Genomic DNA, 18,512 nt, shown 5'->3' on the forward strand with positions numbered 1-18,512 from the left:
GTAATGATTTTCATGCTTCGTGTTTTTTGAGTGTGTAATGGGTGTTAGGCGAGCCGGATGTTGATTCCGTGTTGGTAGCGTTGTTCGTGCTGTTTTTGTTTCAGGGCCGATGGTCAGTGTCTTGGTTGTCTTTCATGGATGGCCGATGAGGTGGTTTTGAGGGGTGATTTTCCGGGTGAGTTCAGCGGGGTTGACCGTTGGGGTGACATAGTTCATCGTTAAACACACGTGTGTATAGAGTGTGGCAAGGAGCGCGAGTTCTTCGGGCGTGTCATATATGCCCTTCACGACACGCTCTTCACGTTCGGCTGTCAACGGTCGATCGTTGCCGCGCTCATAGATAACACTACAGCCCGGGTGTTCTTGTTGTAGTAGTGCTCGCCATCGATACGTTCACCGTGGCATTCACGGGGCTCCATTCATGCTGGCAGTCCCACAGCCACATACGTCCCGCACGCCATACCTTCCACAGTCCAGATCCGGATGAAGAATGTCTTCGCTCCTACACGGTAAGCCTGACCTAACCGTCTAGCTACGTCAACACCCATCGACCACTCAGCATATTAAAAACAAGTGTGGGTAACCGCACACGCGATTACCCACACTTAGATCAAAGTTGTAGACAACTTAGCCCCGACGATGACGCGCGGTGTAGCGCGAAGCCCCGAACAGCCCCGCACCACCCAAAAGCGCCATGAACGAGAACGCCACAGCGTTACCCGTCTCAGCACCCGTGCGAGCCAGCTGCGAGCCAGCCTTCTCCGCACCCGCAGGCTTCTGCGGGCCAGCAGGCTTGGATGGAGAAGCTGGCTTCTCCGCACCCGCTGGCTTCTTAGGATCGCTTGGAGCCTTGCCAGGAGCCTCGCACGGTGGCAGAGCCTCGATCTCGCTCAGCTTGCCGCTTGCAGCCTTGAGCGCACCATCAGCATCCGACGCAGCCTGAACAGCCTTGTCGAAAGCTGCCTTAACAGAAGCAAGGGCATCCTTGGCATTCTGAACGCCATCCCGCGCAGCCTCATCAGCAATACTTGCCTCAGACACTGCTGCACTAGCAGCCTTCTCACCATCCTTCGCCTGTGCAAGCTTATCCTTAAGGACATTGGCGTCGCCAGCCTCAAGGGATGCCTTATTAGCATCAGCCATTGCCTTCTTCAGCTCAGCCACATGCTCAGCAGCCTTCTGCGCAGCCACAAGCTCCGCTTCAACTTCCTCCGGCTTAGCGGCATGGTAAGCATCGTATGCTTCCTGTGCCTTAGCCTCCGCTACTTCAGCCCGCTTATGATCCTCGATAGCCTTCTTCAGCACTGCATCCGCAGCAGCCTCAGCCTTTTCCTTAGCCTCGAAATCCGCCTGAGCAGAAGCACCACGGGCGTCAGCTTTCTTTTCCGCCTGCTCTGCAGCGACTAGAGCATCCTGCATCTTCTTAGCGTGTTCATCAGCAGCGGCCTCCTTATCCTGGAGAGGCTTAACCTTTCTGTCTGCAGCTGCCCAGGTCTGCGCAGCTTTACGCATAGCCTCTTCACGCTCGTCGGGGTGACCTGCCTTCTGCGAGGCCTCGAGCGCGTCGTCCATCACCTTGCGAAGCTTATCCGCTTCGGCTGCCTTCGCTTCGGCATCTTTAAGGTCGTGGGCCACTTTAATGTGATCAATCTTGTTGTATTCAGCCTCGGCTGCCTCAGCCTTAGCCTTCAAAGCCGCGTGATCCTTGGCAGCCTTCTCTGCCGCCTGTGCCTCCCAGTAAACCTTGTTAGCTGCGAGTAGTTCCTGCTTCGCTTGCTCAAACGCTTCATTTGCCGCTTGCTTTTCCTGCTTCGCTTTTGTCAGCTCCTGCGTCGCCTTTTCCAGCCTCTGCGTCGCGTCTTCGACTTTCCTCTTGGCCTCTTCGATTTCTGTCGCGTCCTTGCCCTTTTCCGCCCCGGTTAGGTTGGCTTCAGCAAATTTCTTCACGTTCTTAGCCGTTTCAACAGCAGTCTCGGCTTTTTTAACAGCCTCCTCGGCATCCGTGAGCGTCTTGGCGGCGGCGGCGGTCTTCTTATCAGCCTCTGCTTGGGCAGCCTTAGCCTTGGCGAGCGTCTCCGGGTCAAAGTTACCGCCTGCTTTCATCAAAGCCTGCTGTGCCTCGACCAGCGCCTCGCGGCGCTTTTCTGCATCTTCTGCAGCAGCCTTTGCCTTCTCGAGGGTCTCCGCAACAGCACCCGGGCCTATCTCTTCATATGCAGCTTTAGCCTCATCGTATGCCTTCTTTGCAGCCTTGGCAGCCTCAAACGCGTTGTACGCTTGCGTTTGTGCCTTATCGGCCTTATCGCGTTCCTCTACGGCGGTCTTGACCGCCTCGCCAGCAGCAATCGCAGCCTTATTCGCCTCGTCGCGATCAGCCTTAGCGTCGCTGGCCTTCTTTGCTGCGTCAATCGCGGCCTTATTCGCCTCGTTACGCTCAGCCTCGGCCTCCTGGGCTTTCTTACCAGCGTCAATCGCATCCTTGTTTGCCTTGACCATCTCGCGGCGAAGCGCCTCTGCATCGCCTGCCTCAACGGAGGCCTTATTCGCATCGCGCATTGCCTTGTTGAGTTCGGCCACACGCGCGCTAGCCTTCTTAGCCGCCTCGAGGCGCGCAGCTACCTCATCAGGCTTAGCCGCCTGGTAAGCATCATAGGCGTCCTTCGCAGCCTTTTCTGCAGCGACTGCGGCATCATAAGCGCTCTGCGCAACCTTCACGGCCGACTTTGCCTTGACAAGCTCACCTTTTGCCTTTGCCAGACTGTCCGCTGTCGTATCAGCCTGCCGTTGCGCCGCATCGTAAACAGCCTGTGCTTCATCCACATGGGACTTTGCTGCCTCCACAGCAGCCCGTGTTTCAACAACCTTTGCACGAGCAGCTTCTACCGCTTGGCGCGCACGCTCAAGCTGTTCCTGCTTTACCTGCTCCGTCGGGCAAACAACAACCTTCGCAGCTTCAGCACCCGTAGCCGGGGTAGCAAAAGCAGGCGCTGCCCCCGCGACGACAACGCCACTGAGCGTAGCAGCAAGCGCGGCTCGCATTGCCAGTGAATTTTTGGTGTTCATGGACGTAACTCCTGTATATAGAAAAACTAGACGCTACCTACGGCACCGTATATTAAACTAGATAATTGTCCGATTAGTCATATGCATACTACGCTATAAAAACCACCAGCCCAAAACCAAAACACACAAAAATGGCATTACTTACAAACACAGTCAACCTATTGCACCTAGAAGGCCTTTATACCGAACACGACGATTACATTAAACAAAAACCTCAAACCCCAGAACACCCTACCCACCACGAAACACGACCCCCTTCCCAAAACCAACTCAACTATTCTGCTGCATGCCGCTTCCGAAGTTCTGGAACAATCAATTCAGGCATCTCACGAAGCATAAAACGATCGAAATGTGGCACAGTAAACTCCGCATACCCGTGCCTTGGGGTATACAGTAAGCCCATATTGATTAGCTCCGAACGCGTTGGTCCCAAACCGAACTACGCCCCATCACCTTCTGTAAGATGCCTTGCACGCTCTAAAGCGTCAACAGACCACTCTACGCCTTCCTCTTCTGCGGGCTTAGCAAACGCATCACGGGCAGCATCGCCTTCAAGGGAACTGATTTTAGGGAACGTAAATAGCCGCTCCGAATATGATTTGGCGTCACCGGCCAGTTCAGCGATCTGCGGAAGTCCCAACCAAGGTGATGGGCAAGGCACGCTGCACAGTTTTATGTATCGCCATAATGAGGGCTTCTAGTTGGGAACGTTCTAGGAATTGAATTTCGTCGATAAGAAGGACCACACCGCGCTTATGCGCGCGCAGCAGCTTCGAGTCGATCGTTCCACTTGGCACGAGGTTTGATTTTATACAGCGCACTGCGAATCCCTAAAGAGATCTGCCGGACGTCCTTTTAGGCACGAGCAAGTAGCAATTCAAAATCATCCATCTGTTCTTCACGACCAGCGAGAACAGGCGGTTTTGCTCCTGCGTTTGGCGTATAAGGATCATCAATACGTTTCAACGTATAGTGTTATTACTTATTTTTATTTAATTATTTTCATTTTATTTATTTCACATAAAATATAAATAACTTCATAAAGATTACAATCGTTGTGCCGATTTCCCGCACACAGGCGTGCCGGCACCCACACGCGGCGTGCTGTCTTTTATGCTGGGACGCATGAGTTTCGATCGTTATGGTTCCGATGTTTTGGCGTCTGGCATGCACGCCCGCAAGGCCGCACGTCCACTTCCGGTTGAGGTGGGCATGGTGTTGGAGGACGTCACGTCTGGTTACGTAGGCGAAGTGGTTCGCGTAGGCAAAGTGAGTGGGCAGTGGCAGATGGAGTTGGAGGATCGGAACCATCGGCGCCGTTCGTTCGAGTTGGGGAAGGGCTTCTGGCACGAAGGCGTGGCGGTGGATTTGAAACCGCCGGTTGCGAAACTGGTTGCGGGGCGTAGCGACGACGTTCGCACCGTTGCCGGCAAAACCCTCACCGCGTCTGGTTCGCTGCACGTTGCACACAAAGCCCGCGTGGCCCGCCCGTCGCGTATTTGGGTTGAGGGTAAGCATGACGCCGAATTGGTTACGAAAATTTGGGGCGAAGATTTGGCGTATGAAGGCATCATGGTTGAGGAGCTGTTCGGTGCCGATCATTTGCTTGACATGTTGGCTGTGTTTGATCCATCCGCCGACGTTCGGGCCGGCGTTCTCCTAGATCATCTTGTTCCTGGATCGAAGGAATCGCGTATTGCGCAGGCGGCGATGAAAATGCCTGGCGTACTGGTGCTAGGGCATCCGTATGTTGATGTGTGGCAGGCGGTGAAGCCGCGTGCTTTGGGCATGACTGAATGGCCTGTTGTTCCGCGTGGCGAAGACATTAAAGTTGGTACGCTTGCTCGCCTAGGATGGCCGCACGAAACAGCGGAAGATATCGGTTTAGGCTGGAAACGTATTTTGGGGGCCGTGAATAGCTACACGGATTTAGAGCCATCTTTGCTGGGCAGAATGGAAGAGTTAATCGATTTCGTGTCTGCTGGACTGTAGGTTCGTGTCTGCTGGACTGTAGGGGACTTAGCCTGTTATTCCCAGAGGTTCGCAGGCAATTCGTGAGCGATGCTTATCAAGCGGCGGGAGTAGGCATCAACACGCTCTACGATATCGGCTTCGCCGTATTGAGTTTCAAAAACTGCCGTGAGGTGTTCTCCATTAAGGTAGAGTGCTTCGAGTTCGTTCCATGACGAAATACTTGAACGAACGTCCGCTGTAAGGTAGTTGGGGATGCTAGCACCGGCAGTTCGGACCTCAAATCCTTCAAGTTCACGTTCCACGATCGCTTCGCTGAGATTAGCAACTGCACCATCTGAACGCTGAGCAAGTTCTAGCGTGACATATAGTTTATCTCCGTGAAGGCCCTGAACAGTAACCGCTTTCCATGGCGCATGGACGATGCCTTGAACACCGGTTTCTCCGGCTTCGATCGGCCACATCTCCCCTGGCGTGTCTGATCCCAACAAGAACGATGTTACTTCATCGACTTTCGGGCGAACCTTCCAGCCACGTTTGCGCATGACTGCACTAACTTTGGCTTCGTCATCCCATGCACCTTGGTGCCGCGATCCGAAAATCACATACCCAATTGCGCCAATGATCAGTGTAAAAAAGATGATCGTAATGGCTGGCATAACGTAGTTCCCCATGGCACACCCTCTCGGTTAGAGAGCTAGCAGTGTACTGCGAACTCCCCGCTTGATATCTATAGTGATCGTAGTTGATGGAACTTTGGCAAAGCAAAAGCGCCAATTCAATCTTCCATAGGTCTTGCGTGCATTCAGTTTGCATTTTCGGAACTTTTACCCCGAAAAACCCGGTTTTCTAGCCAAAAATGCAAACTGGGTGCACAGAGTCCCTGCTATCAGCAGGCCCGATTACCACAGCGCCCGAATCACCGTGTCCGCAAGTAACCGCCCGCGCAGTGTCAGCACGATCCGCCCGCGCAGCGCCTCACCAGGCTCAATCAGCCCATCCGAGATCAACCCAGCAACCACATGCGGCTCAACATCCGGAACCGCAATCCCTTCAGCCACGCGCACGCCCAACATAATGGCTTCTTCGCGCCGTTCAGCATCGGTGAGATGCTCGATTTCCGCGGCAGGGATCATTCCAGCAGCTAGATGTTTCGCATAGGCGCCGGGGTGCTTAACATTCCAGAATCGTGAGCCGTTGATGTGGCTGTGTGCGCCTGGCCCGTATCCCCACCAGTTTGTGTTGCGCCAGTAGGCAAGGTTATGACGGGATTCTTTTCCAGGTTTGGCCCAGTTGGAGACTTCGTACCAGAAATAGCCAGCCTCGTTCAGCGCGACTTCGGCCATTTCGTATTTGGTTGCCATCTCATCGGGATCAGTTTCGGGGAGTTCGCCTTTGCGCACCTTACGCCCCATGGCCGTGCCTGGTTCGATAGTGAGTCCATATGCGGAGATGTGCCCTGGTTCAAGCGCGATAGCGGCATCCAGTGATCGCTGCCAATCGTCTAGGCTTTCCCCTGGCGCGCCGTAGATCAGATCTACAGAGTAGTCGAGCCCAACTTGGCGCGCCCATCGCGTCACTTCGCGTACCTGCCCTGGCGTGTGCTGCCGTTCCAGAGTGTCCAGCACGTGGGAAACCGCGCTTTGCATTCCGAACGAAACGCGCGTAAATCCCCCGTTTTTCAACGTTTCGAGCGCGTCACGATTGACGCTTTCCGGGTTTGCTTCGGTGGTTATTTCTGCCCCATTGACGACGCCGAACGTCTCACGCAATTTCCTCAAGATAGCCACGAGTTGGGTTGCGTTGAGCATGGTTGGCGTTCCACCCCCGAAGAATATGGAGGTGAGTGACGGATCACCACCTGCAATCAGTTGGTGGGACGAAAGTTCGATTTCGCGCGCAACAGATTCTTGATAATCGCTGACCTTAGCGCCCGGCCCGAAATCTGTATTCGTGTAGGTATTGAAATCGCAATACCCACACCGCACTCTACAAAACGGAATATGAACGTAGGCACCGAATCCGGATGTGACATCCGGATTCGGCAGTCCAAAAGCCGGCAGTTGCTTGGCGGGTAGATCGATCACGGGAGGGAGATCGTTGCCGCAGCCTGGTTTGGCGATGCACACACATCATGGATACTTCGGCCGGCATCAATACCGCGCTGTTCGAAACGAGTCATGGTGCGCCCATCCCATCGCGGGGCAAAACCACCAACGAAATCGCCTTCATCATTCGGATCTGGGCGTTCGCCAGTGTGCAGGTTATCCATCCATTCGCTACGTTCGATAACGTCACGCATCTGCCATGCGTAGTTATCCCAATCGGTAGCCATCCGCCACACGCCGTCAGCGGCCAACACGCCAGCAACAGTACGTGCGAACGTTTCGTTCACGATACGTCGCTTGTGATGGCGAGCCTTGCGCCACGGATCCGGGAAGAAAGTCCACACTTGTGCCGCCCGCGTATTCGGATTCTCCACATCCGTACGGAACAGGATTGGCAACGCCTGCGCAGCATCAACTTCCATGATGCGCACGTTCTCCACGCCTTCACGCACGGCAGCATTCACGCATCGTGCAACACCTGGAGCCCAGGCTTCCAGAGCCAAAAAGTTCCATTCCGGATGCGCCTGTGCCTGCGAAATCAACTGTTCGCCTGAACCAGGACCGATCTCAACCACGATAGGAGCAACCCGCCCAAACGCAGTATTCAGATCGATAAACGCATCGTCAGCAATCGTAGTCTGAGCTTCACCAGCAGGATAGTCAATCACATAGTGCGAACCATGCTCTGCCATGACCTTCTCAAACTTATCCCCCAGCCGCGAACCGCGGCGGGTAAAAGAAATGATCCGGCCATAGTTCTTGTTACGGCCTTCAGGCTCGTTCGTCGTCGTCATTTCTTCTTCGCCTCCGGCATCTCCGAAGCCAACGCGGCCACAAACGCTTCCTGCGGAACGTCCACGCGGCCAATCGACTTCATGCGCTTCTTGCCTTCCTTCTGCTTCTCAAGCAACTTGCGCTTACGCGTAACGTCACCGCCGTAGCACTTCGCAAGCATGTCCTTACGCAACGCCTTAATCGTTTCACGCGCAATCACACGCGTACCAATCGCGGCCTGAACTGGGATTTCGAACTGCTGGCGCGGAATCAGAGCCTTCAGCTTGCCGGTCATCTCAACGCCATAATGATACGCGGCGTCACGGTGAACAATCGCAGAAAACGCGTCCACTGTTTCGCCATTGAGCAAAATATTAACCTTGACCAAATCAGCAGGCTGTTCGCCTTCCTCTTTGTAATCAAGCGACGCATAACCCTTCGTACGTGACTTGAGCTGATCGAAAAAGTCCGTCACGATTTCAGCCAACGGCAACTTGTAGTGCAACTCAACGCGATCTTCAGACAAGTAATCCATACCGCCCATGATCCCACGGCGCTGCTGACACAACTCCATCACGGAACCCACAAAATCCTTCGGGGTCAAGATCGTTGCTTCAACAAGCGGTTCGTAAATCGCCTTAATCTTCCCTTCCGGGAACTCAGACGGATTCGCCACGATGCGTTCTTCGCCGGCGTCGGTGACCACGCGGTAAATAACCGACGGCGCCGTAGCGATCAGATCCAAATCGAACTCGCGTTCAAGGCGTTCGCGAATGATCTCCAAATGCAACAGGCCTAAGAAGCCACAACGGAAACCGAAGCCCAACGCCACAGAATTTTCTGGTTCGTAGGTGAGAGCGGCATCGTTCAGTTTGAGCTTCTCCAGGGCGTCACGCAAGGCTGGGTAATCAGAACCGTCGATCGGATAGATACCCGAGAACACCATTGGCTTCGGATCACGGTATCCGGCCAGCGGCTCCGCGGCCGGCTTGCGCAAATCGGTAACCGTATCACCAACACGAGACTGGCGAACGTCCTTCACGCCCGTGATCAGGTAGCCCACTTCACCAACGCCCAAGCCCTTCGATGGCTTCGGTTCTGGCGAAATAATGCCGATTTCCAGGAGTTCGTGGGCGGCGCCGGTAGACATCATCGACACGCGCTGGCGCGGAGTCAACTTGCCATCCACCACACGCACATACGTGACCACGCCACGGTACGAATCGTAAACAGAATCGAAAATCATCGCGCGGGTTGGGGCATCCGCATCGCCCACAGGCGCCGGAATCTCAGCTACGATACGATCCAGAAGTTCATCCACGCCTTGGCCGGTTTTACCGGAAACGCGAATCACATCATCAGGATCCACGCCCAAGAGCGAACCCAATTCGGCCGCGTACTTATCCGGGTTGGCGGCCGGCAGATCGATCTTGTTCAGCACCGGGATGATCACCAGATCGTTTTCCAGGGCCATGTAGAGGTTCGCGAGGGTTTGGGCTTCGATGCCTTGGGCCGCGTCCACCAGCAAAATCGCGCCTTCGCAAGCTGCGAGGGAACGGGAAACTTCGTAAGAGAAATCGACGTGCCCTGGCGTATCGATCATATTCAAGGCGAACGCCTGCTTATCCACGCTCCACGGCATACGGACGGCCTGCGATTTGATCGTGATTCCGCGTTCGCGTTCAATATCCATGCGGTCCAGGTACTGGGCGCGCATATCGCGTTCTGCCACAACGCCAGTAAGTTGGAGCATTCGATCGGCCAGCGTCGATTTGCCGTGATCAATGTGGGCAATAATGCAAAAGTTGCGGATCCGCGACGGATCAGTAGCGGCGGGCTCAATGATTTTAAGCTCGGCAGCGGTTGAAACAGGCACGTGTTCTCCTTTTCATATAGTCGATCCAACGATACCAGTGGCGAGCGTTTGTGCGCTCATAGTGGCACACTTAGGTTATGAGTATCACCGCAGGTTCTTTAAATTTTCTTCTTCCCGTGATTGAACGGCTTACGCGGCTTCCGGGGCGCATGCTTGCGATTGCGTCTGGGTGCGTGAGCGGTTTGGCGCTTCTTGTGGGTTGGGGTGCTGGGCGTTCGTCTGGCACCGTGTGGGGTTGGTGGCCGTTCGTGATGGCGCTTGTTTTCGCGGGTTTCGTGGGGCTTTTTGCTGTGTTGCGGTTCCGTTTGGCGCGGGCTGTGGATGCCACGATTGACCGGTTGACTACCGCCGCAACAGGTACGTCTGACGTGACGGTGTTGAATGAAGACGGTAGCGTTGTGGGTACGTCTCATTCGTTCGACGACGAAGTTGCGCGTGTACAAGCCGCTCAACGCCATGCCGATGCGGCACGCGAGGCTGCCAATAAGCGTCCTGTATTTCTTCCTCGGATTGAAGCGGCTCAGCGGGCTGCGATTGCTGGGGCTGGCGGCGTGGAGAAGGCTCCTTATCTTAAAGATGATCTGCGGCTGACTATCGTGAGTGCTGTGATGAGTCTGGCCGCGATTCCTGTAGGTATTTTCCTCATATTCGTTGGAATAATTATTTGGCTCTAGGGTGTGGCAGAATCTCTACTATGGCTTTACCAGAAAAACTTCTTGGCCGTGATGAACACGTTATCCGGCACATGCATGAACATCCGAAGGCTCTCTTTTGGAACGCCTGCGCGCTTATTGTTGTGCTTGCACTACTAGTTGTTGGCATTCTCTACATGCCAGAGCGCTTCACTCCGTGGGGTGCGTGGGCTATTGCTGGCGTGGCGGCCGTTGCCGTACTTTTCGTATGGGGTATTCCGTGGCTCAAGTGGGTAACGACGACCTCCACGATCACCACTCGCCGAATCATTACTCGTAGCGGTATTTTTTCTAAAACTGGCCACGATATTCCTCTCTCCCGTATTTCTAACGTGGCCTACGAACACGATTTCATCGATCGGATTTTTGGCGCCGGCACGCTTATATTGGAAACTTCTGCTGGAAATCCGTTGGAGCTTCACGATGTGCCTAACGTGGAACGCCTTCACGTTGAACTCACCGAGCTTCTTTTTAATACCGAACGTGAAGAATCGGATCAGTAACGATGAGCTTGTGGAATCGTCTTTCTCATGTTCTGATCGACCTTGGCGTTGGCGCGTTGAAGAGCGCACTTTCGTCGTCATCTTCGTCTCCACGTTCGGCTGGTTCAACATCTCATCGAACAGAAAAACCAGCCCACACCCCCTCGCCTGGCACAACGCTACCCAGCCCTTACGAACACGCGATTGATTATGATGTGCGTACGCTCGGGATGCCGCGTTTCGCCTACAATCCAGTGCGAAACGACGCACCTGATCCGGGTGAAGTCGTATGGACTTGGGTGCCATATGAAGAAAACGATGGCCGTGGCAAAGATCGCCCCGTACTGGTTGCAGCGATGTACGGCCCTGATCACGTGGTATTTGCACAAACTACCTCAAAGGATCACGATCGCGATGCTGCCGATGAAGCCCGTTGGGGCAGGTATTGGATGGATATTGGTTCCGGGCCGTGGGATGCCAAGCGGCGCGATTCAGAGGTTCGTTTGAACCGGCTGATGATCGTGCACGTGGATCAGATTCGCCGTACTGGCGGCCAGATTGATCGGGCTATCTTTGAGCGCGTTGTGGCTGGGATCAAAAAGCATCTTTGTGCGTGATCCGTTCCACGATAACTTGGCAGAACTAGAGAGGGTGACCTGCTAGACTGGGCTACGGACTTTCTTTACCTGGTCGGGTAGGAAGTCCGGCCTCGATTCATAACCACGGGTGTCCCCACGCCTTACAGTCCGGATCAGGCAAGCCCTCACCGACCGTATTCCTTCGCGAATGCCAACAAGCATTCACGAGAAATGAAAGAGATTCACGTGGCAAATATTAAGTCCCAGAAGAAGCGCATCAAGACCAACGAAAAGCGCCGTGTCCGCAACCAGGCCTACAAGTCCGAGCTCAAGACGCTCGTTCGTAAGACCCGCGAAGCAATCGCCACCGGCGATGCTGAGGCTGCAACCGACGCTCTCAAGGTTGCCAGCCGCAAGCTGGACAAGGCTGTTTCGAAGGGTATTATCCACAAGAACCAGGCTGCTAACCGTAAGTCGAAGCTCGCCGTTCAGGTAGCTAAGCTCGGTAAGTGAGCTCGCGTTTAACGCAAAAGGGCGTGGCCTTCAGGCCACGCCCTTTTTATATCCGCTTGTGTCTTCGCCTGGATTCATTTTCGTCAGAGCACCTGTTTAGAGCGCGCTAATGATGTCCTCTACGGTCTTCTTGGCATCGCCAAGAAGCATGTCAGTGTTTTCGTTGAAGAAGAGTGGGTTTTGCACGCCTGCATAGCCGGCATTGCCCATGGAACGCTTGAATGCGATAACACGGGTTGCTTCCCATACTTTCACCACTGGCATACCGGCAATTGGAGATCCTGGTTCTTGTGCTGCAGGGTTCACTGTATCGTTGGCGCCGATAACAAGAACAACATCGACGTCGCCAAAGTCATCGTTAATTTCGTCCATTTCTAGCACGATATCGTATGGCACCTTAGCTTCGGCAAGAAGCACGTTCATGTGCCCTGGCAAACGGCCTGCTACTGGGTGGATGGCGAACTTGACGTCAATACCTAGTGCGCGAAGTTTCGATGTCAGATCAGCAACCGGGTACTGTGCTTGAGCTACGGCCATACCGTAACCGGGCGTGATCACTACCGATTTAGCGTTCTTGAGCATCCGGGCAACGTCTGCTGCCGAAACTTCAGTATGGGTACCATAATCGCGGGCTTCGCTTGTGCCCGCTGGTGCCGCACCAAAACCGCCAAGGATAACGGACACGAAGGAACGGTTCATTGCCTGGCACATGATGTAGGACAGGTAGGCACCGGAGGAACCGACCAACGCACCTGTGATAATCAGCAGATCGTTATTCAACGTGAAACCAGCCATTGCCGCTGCCCATCCGGAATATGAGTTCAGCATTGATACAACAACAGGCATATCGCCACCGCCGATGGCGGCAACCAAGTGGAAGCCGAGGGCAAGCGAAACGAAGGTGAGGATGATCAACGGAATGAGGCCTGAAGCCAACGAAGTGGAATTAACTAGCCACACGATCAGCAAGAAAGACACAGCGAGCGCACCGGCGTTGAGCCAGTTGCGCCCAGGCAAGGTCATAGGTGCTCCACCCATCTTTCCTGACAGTTTCAGGTAAGCCACGATTGATCCCGTCAATGTGACGGCGCCAATGAACACAGCCAAGCCGACTTCACCTAAATGGAAGCCCGATCCTGGCATGCCACCTGGCTGAATGATGAATGAATTGTAGCCAACAAGAACTGCGGCCAGACCAACGAAGGAATGCAACAGAGCGATGAGTTCTGGCATGCCCGTCATTTCAACGTTGCGTGCTTTGTAGATACCGATAGCACCGCCAATACCCATGGCAAGCAAGGTGAGGATCACAGTAGTTACTGGAGCTTGTGCCCCATCGAATGCTACGATCACCGTGGCAATCAGTGCCAGTGCCATACCGATCACGCCGAGTTGATTTCCTCGGCTTGCCGTTGCCTGGCGTGAGAGCCCTGCAAGGGCCAAGATGAAGAGCAGTGCGGCAACAATGTAGGCCACCGATTGAAGTTGGTGCGTCCATGAAGGAACAAAATCGAGATTAGTCAAAGTCATGATATCCATCGTTGTCATGGGTTAGCTCCTTGTGAACATCTTGAGCATACGGTCTGTCACCATAAAGCCACCAAAGATGTTAATTGATGCAACGATTACGGCGATGAACGCAAGGATTTGGACCAAAATTGATGCACTGGCCATCTGGGTTAGTGCACCTACAACTATGATTCCGGAAATAGCGTTTGTTACGGACATCAAAGGTGTGTGGAGCGAGTGGGTAACCGACGTGATTACGTAGAAGCCCACCACGCATGCCAACGCAAACACCATGAAATGGCTTGTCATTCCTGCAGGAGCAGCGTAGATCAGCGCGATAAACATGCCCGCCGCGGCAAGCATCCACCAGTATGTGGCTAGCCAGCTCTTTTCGTGAACTGGTTCAGGCGCGGGCACCTCCACTGGCGCCGGCTTTGCAGCAGGCGCAGCCGACACCTTCACAGGAGGCGGCGGGAACATAATCTTCCCATCCAAAGTCACAGTCATTTGCCGCACGATGACGTCGTCAAGATCCAAGTGAAGCTGACCGTCTTTGTTCGGCGTGGTGAGCTTGAAGAAATTGACAATGTTTTGGCCGAATAGTTGGGATGCCTGTGCCGGTAGCTTCACCGAGTAATCGGTGTGCCCAACGATAATCACACCATTGTCTGTAGTAATCACAGATCCTGGGACGGTCAGTTCACAGTTTCCGCCATTCGCAGCGGCCAAATCTACGATCACAGATCCAGGCTTCATGCCGGCCACGGCTTCCGCAGAGAGCAAGATCGGTGCTTTCCTGCCAGGAATATTCGCGGTAGTAATAACGATGTCGGATACTGCAGCCTGTTCAGCATAGAGTTTTTCAGCAGCATGTGCCTGTTCTTGGCTCATTTCCTTCGCGTACCCATCGGAAGATTCTTGGGCAGGGGCTGGGATGCCTATGAAAGAGGCGCCCATGGATTCGATTTGTTCAGCAACTTCTGCACGAACATCAGTAGCATTCACTATGGCACCCATGGAGTTAGCGGTGCCAATCGCAGCCAGGCCGGCCACGCCAGCACCAATCACATAGACGGTGGCAGGTGGTACTTTTCCGGCAGCAGTCACCTGCCCATTAAACAAACGCCCAAAGTTAGCAGCAGCTTCAATTACGGCACGGTATCCGGCAAGGTTTGCCATGGAAGAAAGCACGTCCAGTGATTGCGCACGCGAAATACGCGGAACCATATCCATGGCAAGCCCGGTAATTCCACGTTCTGCCAGATCGTTCAGCGTATCTGGGTGAGCTGCTGGTGCCATGCGCGAAATGAGTGTGGCACCATTCTTCATAAGGTTACGTTGTTCCGCAGGTGGAGTATCTAGGGTGAGAACGATGTCCGCTCCCCACGCGTCAGGGCCACCAACGATTCTTGCTCCTGCTGCTTCATATTGAGAATCAGGGTAGCTAGCGCGATTCCCTGCGCCTTGTTCAATAACAACGTCATATCCGAGTTTCACCAGTTTGGCGGCGGTATCGGGGGTTGTGGACACGAGCGCTTGCTGCGCGTGCGGTTCTTTTGGTACACCTATTCGCACCTTGTCTCCTTTCGGCGAATCTACTTTCTGACTTTACCCTCCGAATCTGAGGGCTATCCACGTATTTTCCGGGCGCGTCCAACATCTAAGATGCCTCGTTCGAGTGCATATTCAGGATCTCTTGATCCGCCCTTAACATCGGCATCGGCTTTGGCAATGGCTGATATAGCAACGGCAAGCCCGGCAGGAGTCCATCCGCGCAAGTCCCGTTTAGCCCGCTCTGCCATCCAAGGGACTATGCTCACTTTGACGTCGATTCCATCGGATCTCTGCCCTAAAATGTGAGCCATCGTTCGTAATTTAGAAGCAATGGCACCAAGGATTGCGGTGGGGCTGGCGCCAGTCGCGAGCGCGTGCCGTGCTAGTTTGACTGCTTCTCCGATGTTTCCGACGATGAGCGCGTCTGCTACGTTGAAGCCTTTTGCTTCGATTCGGCCGGCAAAGTAGGTGTGGACGTTGTCTTCTCCGATGAGTCCGTGGACGTCTGCAAGGAGTTGTTGGACGGCTGCGAGGAGTTCGCGGAGGTCTGATCCTACGGCTTCGATGAGTGCACCGATTGCTTCGGGGGTCATTTTGCGGCCGGCGGCGCGGATGTCTGCCATGACTGCTTGGGTTTTGTCGCGTTGGTTTTTGACTGCGGAGATTGTGGTGGTTGGGATGTTGTGTTTTTTGAGTGCGGTGAGGACTTTTTTGCCTTTGACTCCCCCGTTGTGTTGCAGAATGAGTACGACGTCTGGTTCTGGTTGGGTGAGGTAGGTGAGGATGTCGTCTTGAAAGGCCGCGTTGAGGTTTTCTAGGTTGGGCACGATGAGGAGGCGCCGTTCTCCGAAGAGTGAGGGGGACGCGATGGCGGAGAGGTATCCGGGGCCATAGGTTTGCGCATCGATATCGGTTACTTCTGTGTTGGGATCGATGCTGCGCGCTTGACGTTTGAGGAGCGTAATGGCGCGTTCGGCGTAGACGGGTTCCCCTGACTGTATGAGGACGATTGGCGCAAGTTGAATAGTATCCCAGGTCATTGTTCTAGTATCCCACGTTCGCATGGCGTATTTCTCTCTTGCGTAGTTGTTTCGCGATGATGAGCACTAGTGAAATTATCGCGACGTTGGTGAGTGTTGAAAGGAGCGTTGGGAGAGTCAAGGTTGGGAGATTTTCGACGACGACGCCTATCCACCATGTGCATAAGCCGCTTATTGACAGGAGGATCGTTCCGAAAGCTGGCAGGAGAGGTGCGATGATTCCTCCGCCGAGTCCGAGGATGGTGAGTGGGGCTATGACTGGGGCAACAATGGCGTTGGCAATGATGGAGAGGACTGATACGGTTTCTTGGATGTTGATGAGTAGCGGGACGGTTGCGATGCCAGCGAGGAATGGTATGGCGATTGCTTCTGCTATGGGCCGAGGCATGATAGTAGTGAGGTGGTTGCGTAAGGGAGCTCCTCCGATGACGATTGCTGCTACAGCTACTGTGGAGAGTTGGAATCCTAGGCTGCGAACTAGCCGTGGATCGGTAAGAGACGCATAGATGACGGTGAGGCACAGGAGCGGCAGTGCCGTGGCACAGTAGCGTAGCCCTATCCCGATACTCAGTAGACAGCCCATCATGACTGCACGAGTGACCGAGGGCTCCGGCGATACGAGCGTAGTGAGTATGTATGTAGCGCATAGCGCGCCACCGCCTGCGAGGTAGCGCCATCGTTGCCCAATCATCATGAGGGCTAAACCAATTGTAAGAGAGACGTGTGCTCCGGATACCGCGGTGAGATGAGATAATCCGAGCGAACGCATCGCATCTTTTATTCGCCGTGGTAACAATGAATCGTCTCCCAGAGCAACACCAGGAATAAGCGCATCATCGTGTGTTCGCGTGGATTGAGCAAAATTAACGAGGGCACGATGAACCTGCCCTACATATGTGTACCAGCCGTGTGCAGATCCAATACGAGACACATTGCGAGCTTTTATCAGTCCTTCACAAAAATCTCCCGGCCACGGTTCTTCCATCTTCCCCGTGATAACCACAGAATCGTAGCGTCGAAGATCTGTGCGGTCCGTGAGTTTTACTCGTACGATAGATTCTTGCCGGTGTGTATCGTGACCTGTAGTGACGGTTTGTGTACGAAGAATAAAATCGAGTCCTCGAGCGCTTCGCATCGGGTGCGATGCCACGGTTCCGTGAAGAACCACTAGAGTTTGGGTACGTTGTGCTTGACCAAGTGGGCTAGAAGCCGACGACGTTCCCCACACGAACGACGTGGTTGCACTACACAGTGCACACACTCCCCCAAGAACTACCGTACGGCCAATCACCGGGTAACGCTTCCCTATCACAAGCCCAAACAGTAACGTGGCAAGTGCTCCACCGAATATGAACGGCAGAATTGTCAACGGAGAGCACGCCACCATCATGACTATCACTGCCGGCAAAGCAAGCCGATAATCCTGCCCAGCCATTACGGCCCCACTCGCACATGGTCACGGATACGTTCGATCGTCTTCTCCCCGATCCCACTAATCCGAGTCAAATCATCGACCGCGGCAAACTTTCCGTTCTTTTCCCTCCACTGCACAATCGCAGCCGCAGTAGCGGGCCCAATCCCTGGAACCGTTTGTAGTTCGGTGGCGCTCGCGGTATTGATATCGATTCCGTTACTCGCGGGTGTCGATGCGGGCTGAGACGCGTCGTTTGTTGGGGCTTCCCCGACGCTCGCAACGTGAATATGTTCCCCGTCCGTTACGCGAGCTGCCAAATTGATCCGAACCATATCGGCATGTTCTGTGGGCCCACCTGCGGCTTGAACAGCATCATGTATACGCGAAGAATCAGGTATAGTCACCACGCCAGGCTGATGAACGGCTCCTGAAACATAAACAGTGAGTGTACTCGGTTCTTCGGGTTTCACAGGCACAGGAGGTTGGCGCGGTTGTGCAGGCCCGGTTTCTTCTTCCACAGTTTCTTGCTGAGCATGAACATGATCTGGAGTTTGAATCATCGTGGACATAACCACCACGAGCGCAACTAGAACCACGCCTATCGCGATGATTCGTGCAGCTTGAGGGCCAACCTCAAAGCGTGCTGGCACACGCCGATGCGGAGTCAATGCACTGATATCATCCCCGCCTCCCATGGCAAGTGCTGCCGATGTTAATGAGTGGATTCGAGACATGGAGGAACCGCGCTTCGTATCTTGTGAATCCGTGTATCCGATACGATGCCGAGGTGATCTGCGAAGTGGCCGTGTAGAACGCCGAGGAGGTGGTTCAGTCATAGTTTGAGTATGCCGCACGGCGTCGTCGTCGAAAATCATCTGTGGATAAAAAACGCGTTAACGCAAACGGTGGAAAACTCGTCATCACACGTACAATGTCTG

Annotated in this window: 17 protein-coding genes; 5 read left to right on the forward strand and 12 right to left on the reverse strand. The window is 54.2% G+C overall.

Going from position 1 to position 18,512, the window contains the following annotated elements; genetic code table 11:
- Nucleotides 1-132: 132 nt before the first annotated feature.
- The 3 genes from ARCH_RS10110 to ARCH_RS09930 all read right to left on the reverse strand — a co-directional run bounded on the left by ARCH_RS10110 (nucleotide 133) and on the right by ARCH_RS09930 (nucleotide 3,724).
- Nucleotides 133-315 carry a hypothetical protein gene (locus tag ARCH_RS10110; protein ID WP_145961613.1) on the reverse strand — a complete coding sequence of 61 codons (183 nt, stop codon included), beginning with the start codon at nucleotides 313-315 and terminating at the stop codon, nucleotides 133-135.
- A gap of 312 nt (nucleotides 316-627) precedes the next feature.
- Nucleotides 628-3,063 (reverse strand): hypothetical protein, encoded by a 2,436-nt coding sequence (locus ARCH_RS05000; RefSeq protein WP_013170199.1) that lies wholly within the window; start codon nucleotides 3,061-3,063, stop codon nucleotides 628-630.
- Between the two features lie 439 nt (nucleotides 3,064-3,502).
- Nucleotides 3,503-3,724, reverse strand: coding sequence for a hypothetical protein (locus tag ARCH_RS09930; RefSeq protein ID WP_145961612.1), 222 nt, complete (start codon nucleotides 3,722-3,724; stop codon nucleotides 3,503-3,505).
- Between the two features lie 464 nt (nucleotides 3,725-4,188).
- Between ARCH_RS09930 and ARCH_RS05010 the strand changes: the two genes are divergently transcribed.
- Nucleotides 4,189-5,055, forward strand: coding sequence for a DUF3097 family protein (locus ARCH_RS05010; protein WP_041640373.1), 867 nt, complete (start codon nucleotides 4,189-4,191; stop codon nucleotides 5,053-5,055).
- 35 nt (nucleotides 5,056-5,090) lie between these two features.
- On the opposite strand, the gene ARCH_RS05015 is transcribed toward ARCH_RS05010, so the two are convergent.
- From ARCH_RS05015 to lepA, 4 genes are all read right to left on the reverse strand, one after another.
- Entirely contained in the window at nucleotides 5,091-5,708 is a 618-nt protein-coding gene (locus tag ARCH_RS05015; RefSeq protein WP_013170201.1) for a hypothetical protein, read from the reverse strand.
- Between the two features lie 228 nt (nucleotides 5,709-5,936).
- Nucleotides 5,937-7,121, reverse strand: a complete 1,185-nt coding sequence (gene hemW, locus ARCH_RS05020) for a radical SAM family heme chaperone HemW (protein ID WP_013170202.1) — start codon at nucleotides 7,119-7,121, stop codon at nucleotides 5,937-5,939.
- Nucleotides 7,118-7,936 carry a tRNA (guanosine(46)-N7)-methyltransferase TrmB gene (gene trmB, locus ARCH_RS05025; protein WP_013170203.1) on the reverse strand — a complete coding sequence of 273 codons (819 nt, stop codon included), beginning with the start codon at nucleotides 7,934-7,936 and terminating at the stop codon, nucleotides 7,118-7,120. The genes hemW and trmB overlap by 4 nt, the downstream gene beginning before the upstream one ends.
- Complete coding sequence (gene lepA / locus ARCH_RS05030; RefSeq protein ID WP_013170204.1) at nucleotides 7,933-9,792, reverse strand: translation elongation factor 4; 1,860 nt, start codon at nucleotides 9,790-9,792, stop codon at nucleotides 7,933-7,935. Before lepA ends, trmB begins: the two co-directional genes overlap by 4 nt.
- A gap of 77 nt (nucleotides 9,793-9,869) precedes the next feature.
- On the opposite strand from lepA, the gene ARCH_RS05035 reads away from it, so the two are divergent.
- The 4 genes from ARCH_RS05035 (at nucleotide 9,870) to rpsT (ending at nucleotide 12,057) form a co-directional block, all read left to right on the forward strand.
- Nucleotides 9,870-10,466 (forward strand): hypothetical protein, encoded by a 597-nt coding sequence (locus ARCH_RS05035; RefSeq protein ID WP_013170205.1) that lies wholly within the window; start codon nucleotides 9,870-9,872, stop codon nucleotides 10,464-10,466.
- A gap of 20 nt (nucleotides 10,467-10,486) precedes the next feature.
- Complete coding sequence (locus tag ARCH_RS05040) at nucleotides 10,487-10,987, forward strand: PH domain-containing protein (protein WP_013170206.1); 501 nt, start codon at nucleotides 10,487-10,489, stop codon at nucleotides 10,985-10,987.
- A 2-nt stretch (nucleotides 10,988-10,989) separates the two neighbouring features.
- Nucleotides 10,990-11,583 carry a type II toxin-antitoxin system PemK/MazF family toxin gene (locus ARCH_RS05045; RefSeq protein ID WP_013170207.1) on the forward strand — a complete coding sequence of 198 codons (594 nt, stop codon included), beginning with the start codon at nucleotides 10,990-10,992 and terminating at the stop codon, nucleotides 11,581-11,583.
- A 207-nt stretch (nucleotides 11,584-11,790) separates the two neighbouring features.
- Nucleotides 11,791-12,057: a 30S ribosomal protein S20 gene (gene rpsT / locus ARCH_RS05050; RefSeq protein WP_013170208.1), complete on the forward strand. Its 267-nt coding sequence runs from the start codon at nucleotides 11,791-11,793 to the stop codon at nucleotides 12,055-12,057.
- Nucleotides 12,058-12,153: 96 nt separating this feature from the next.
- Here the strand turns inward: rpsT and pntB are convergent, their stop codons facing one another.
- From pntB to ARCH_RS05075, 5 genes are read right to left on the reverse strand one after another with little or no spacing between them, the layout of a single operon-like run.
- Nucleotides 12,154-13,587 (reverse strand): Re/Si-specific NAD(P)(+) transhydrogenase subunit beta, encoded by a 1,434-nt coding sequence (gene pntB / locus ARCH_RS05055; protein ID WP_041640881.1) that lies wholly within the window; start codon nucleotides 13,585-13,587, stop codon nucleotides 12,154-12,156.
- A gap of 21 nt (nucleotides 13,588-13,608) precedes the next feature.
- Nucleotides 13,609-15,141 carry a Re/Si-specific NAD(P)(+) transhydrogenase subunit alpha gene (locus ARCH_RS05060; protein WP_013170210.1) on the reverse strand — a complete coding sequence of 511 codons (1,533 nt, stop codon included), beginning with the start codon at nucleotides 15,139-15,141 and terminating at the stop codon, nucleotides 13,609-13,611.
- A 53-nt stretch (nucleotides 15,142-15,194) separates the two neighbouring features.
- Nucleotides 15,195-16,160: a DNA polymerase III subunit delta gene (holA, locus tag ARCH_RS05065; RefSeq protein ID WP_013170211.1), complete on the reverse strand. Its 966-nt coding sequence runs from the start codon at nucleotides 16,158-16,160 to the stop codon at nucleotides 15,195-15,197.
- Between the two features lie 4 nt (nucleotides 16,161-16,164).
- The gene (locus ARCH_RS09370; protein WP_013170212.1) at nucleotides 16,165-17,595 is read right to left on the reverse strand and encodes a ComEC/Rec2 family competence protein; all 1,431 of its coding nucleotides are present in this window, start codon (nucleotides 17,593-17,595) and stop codon (nucleotides 16,165-16,167) included.
- Nucleotides 17,595-18,449 carry a ComEA family DNA-binding protein gene (locus ARCH_RS05075; RefSeq protein ID WP_013170213.1) on the reverse strand — a complete coding sequence of 285 codons (855 nt, stop codon included), beginning with the start codon at nucleotides 18,447-18,449 and terminating at the stop codon, nucleotides 17,595-17,597. Before ARCH_RS05075 ends, ARCH_RS09370 begins: the two co-directional genes overlap by 1 nt.
- Nucleotides 18,450-18,512: the final 63 nt, after the last annotated feature.

The sequence above is a fragment of the Arcanobacterium haemolyticum DSM 20595 genome (assembly GCF_000092365.1).
In the GTDB taxonomy this organism is placed as follows: Bacteria; Actinomycetota; Actinomycetes; order Actinomycetales; family Actinomycetaceae; genus Arcanobacterium; species Arcanobacterium haemolyticum.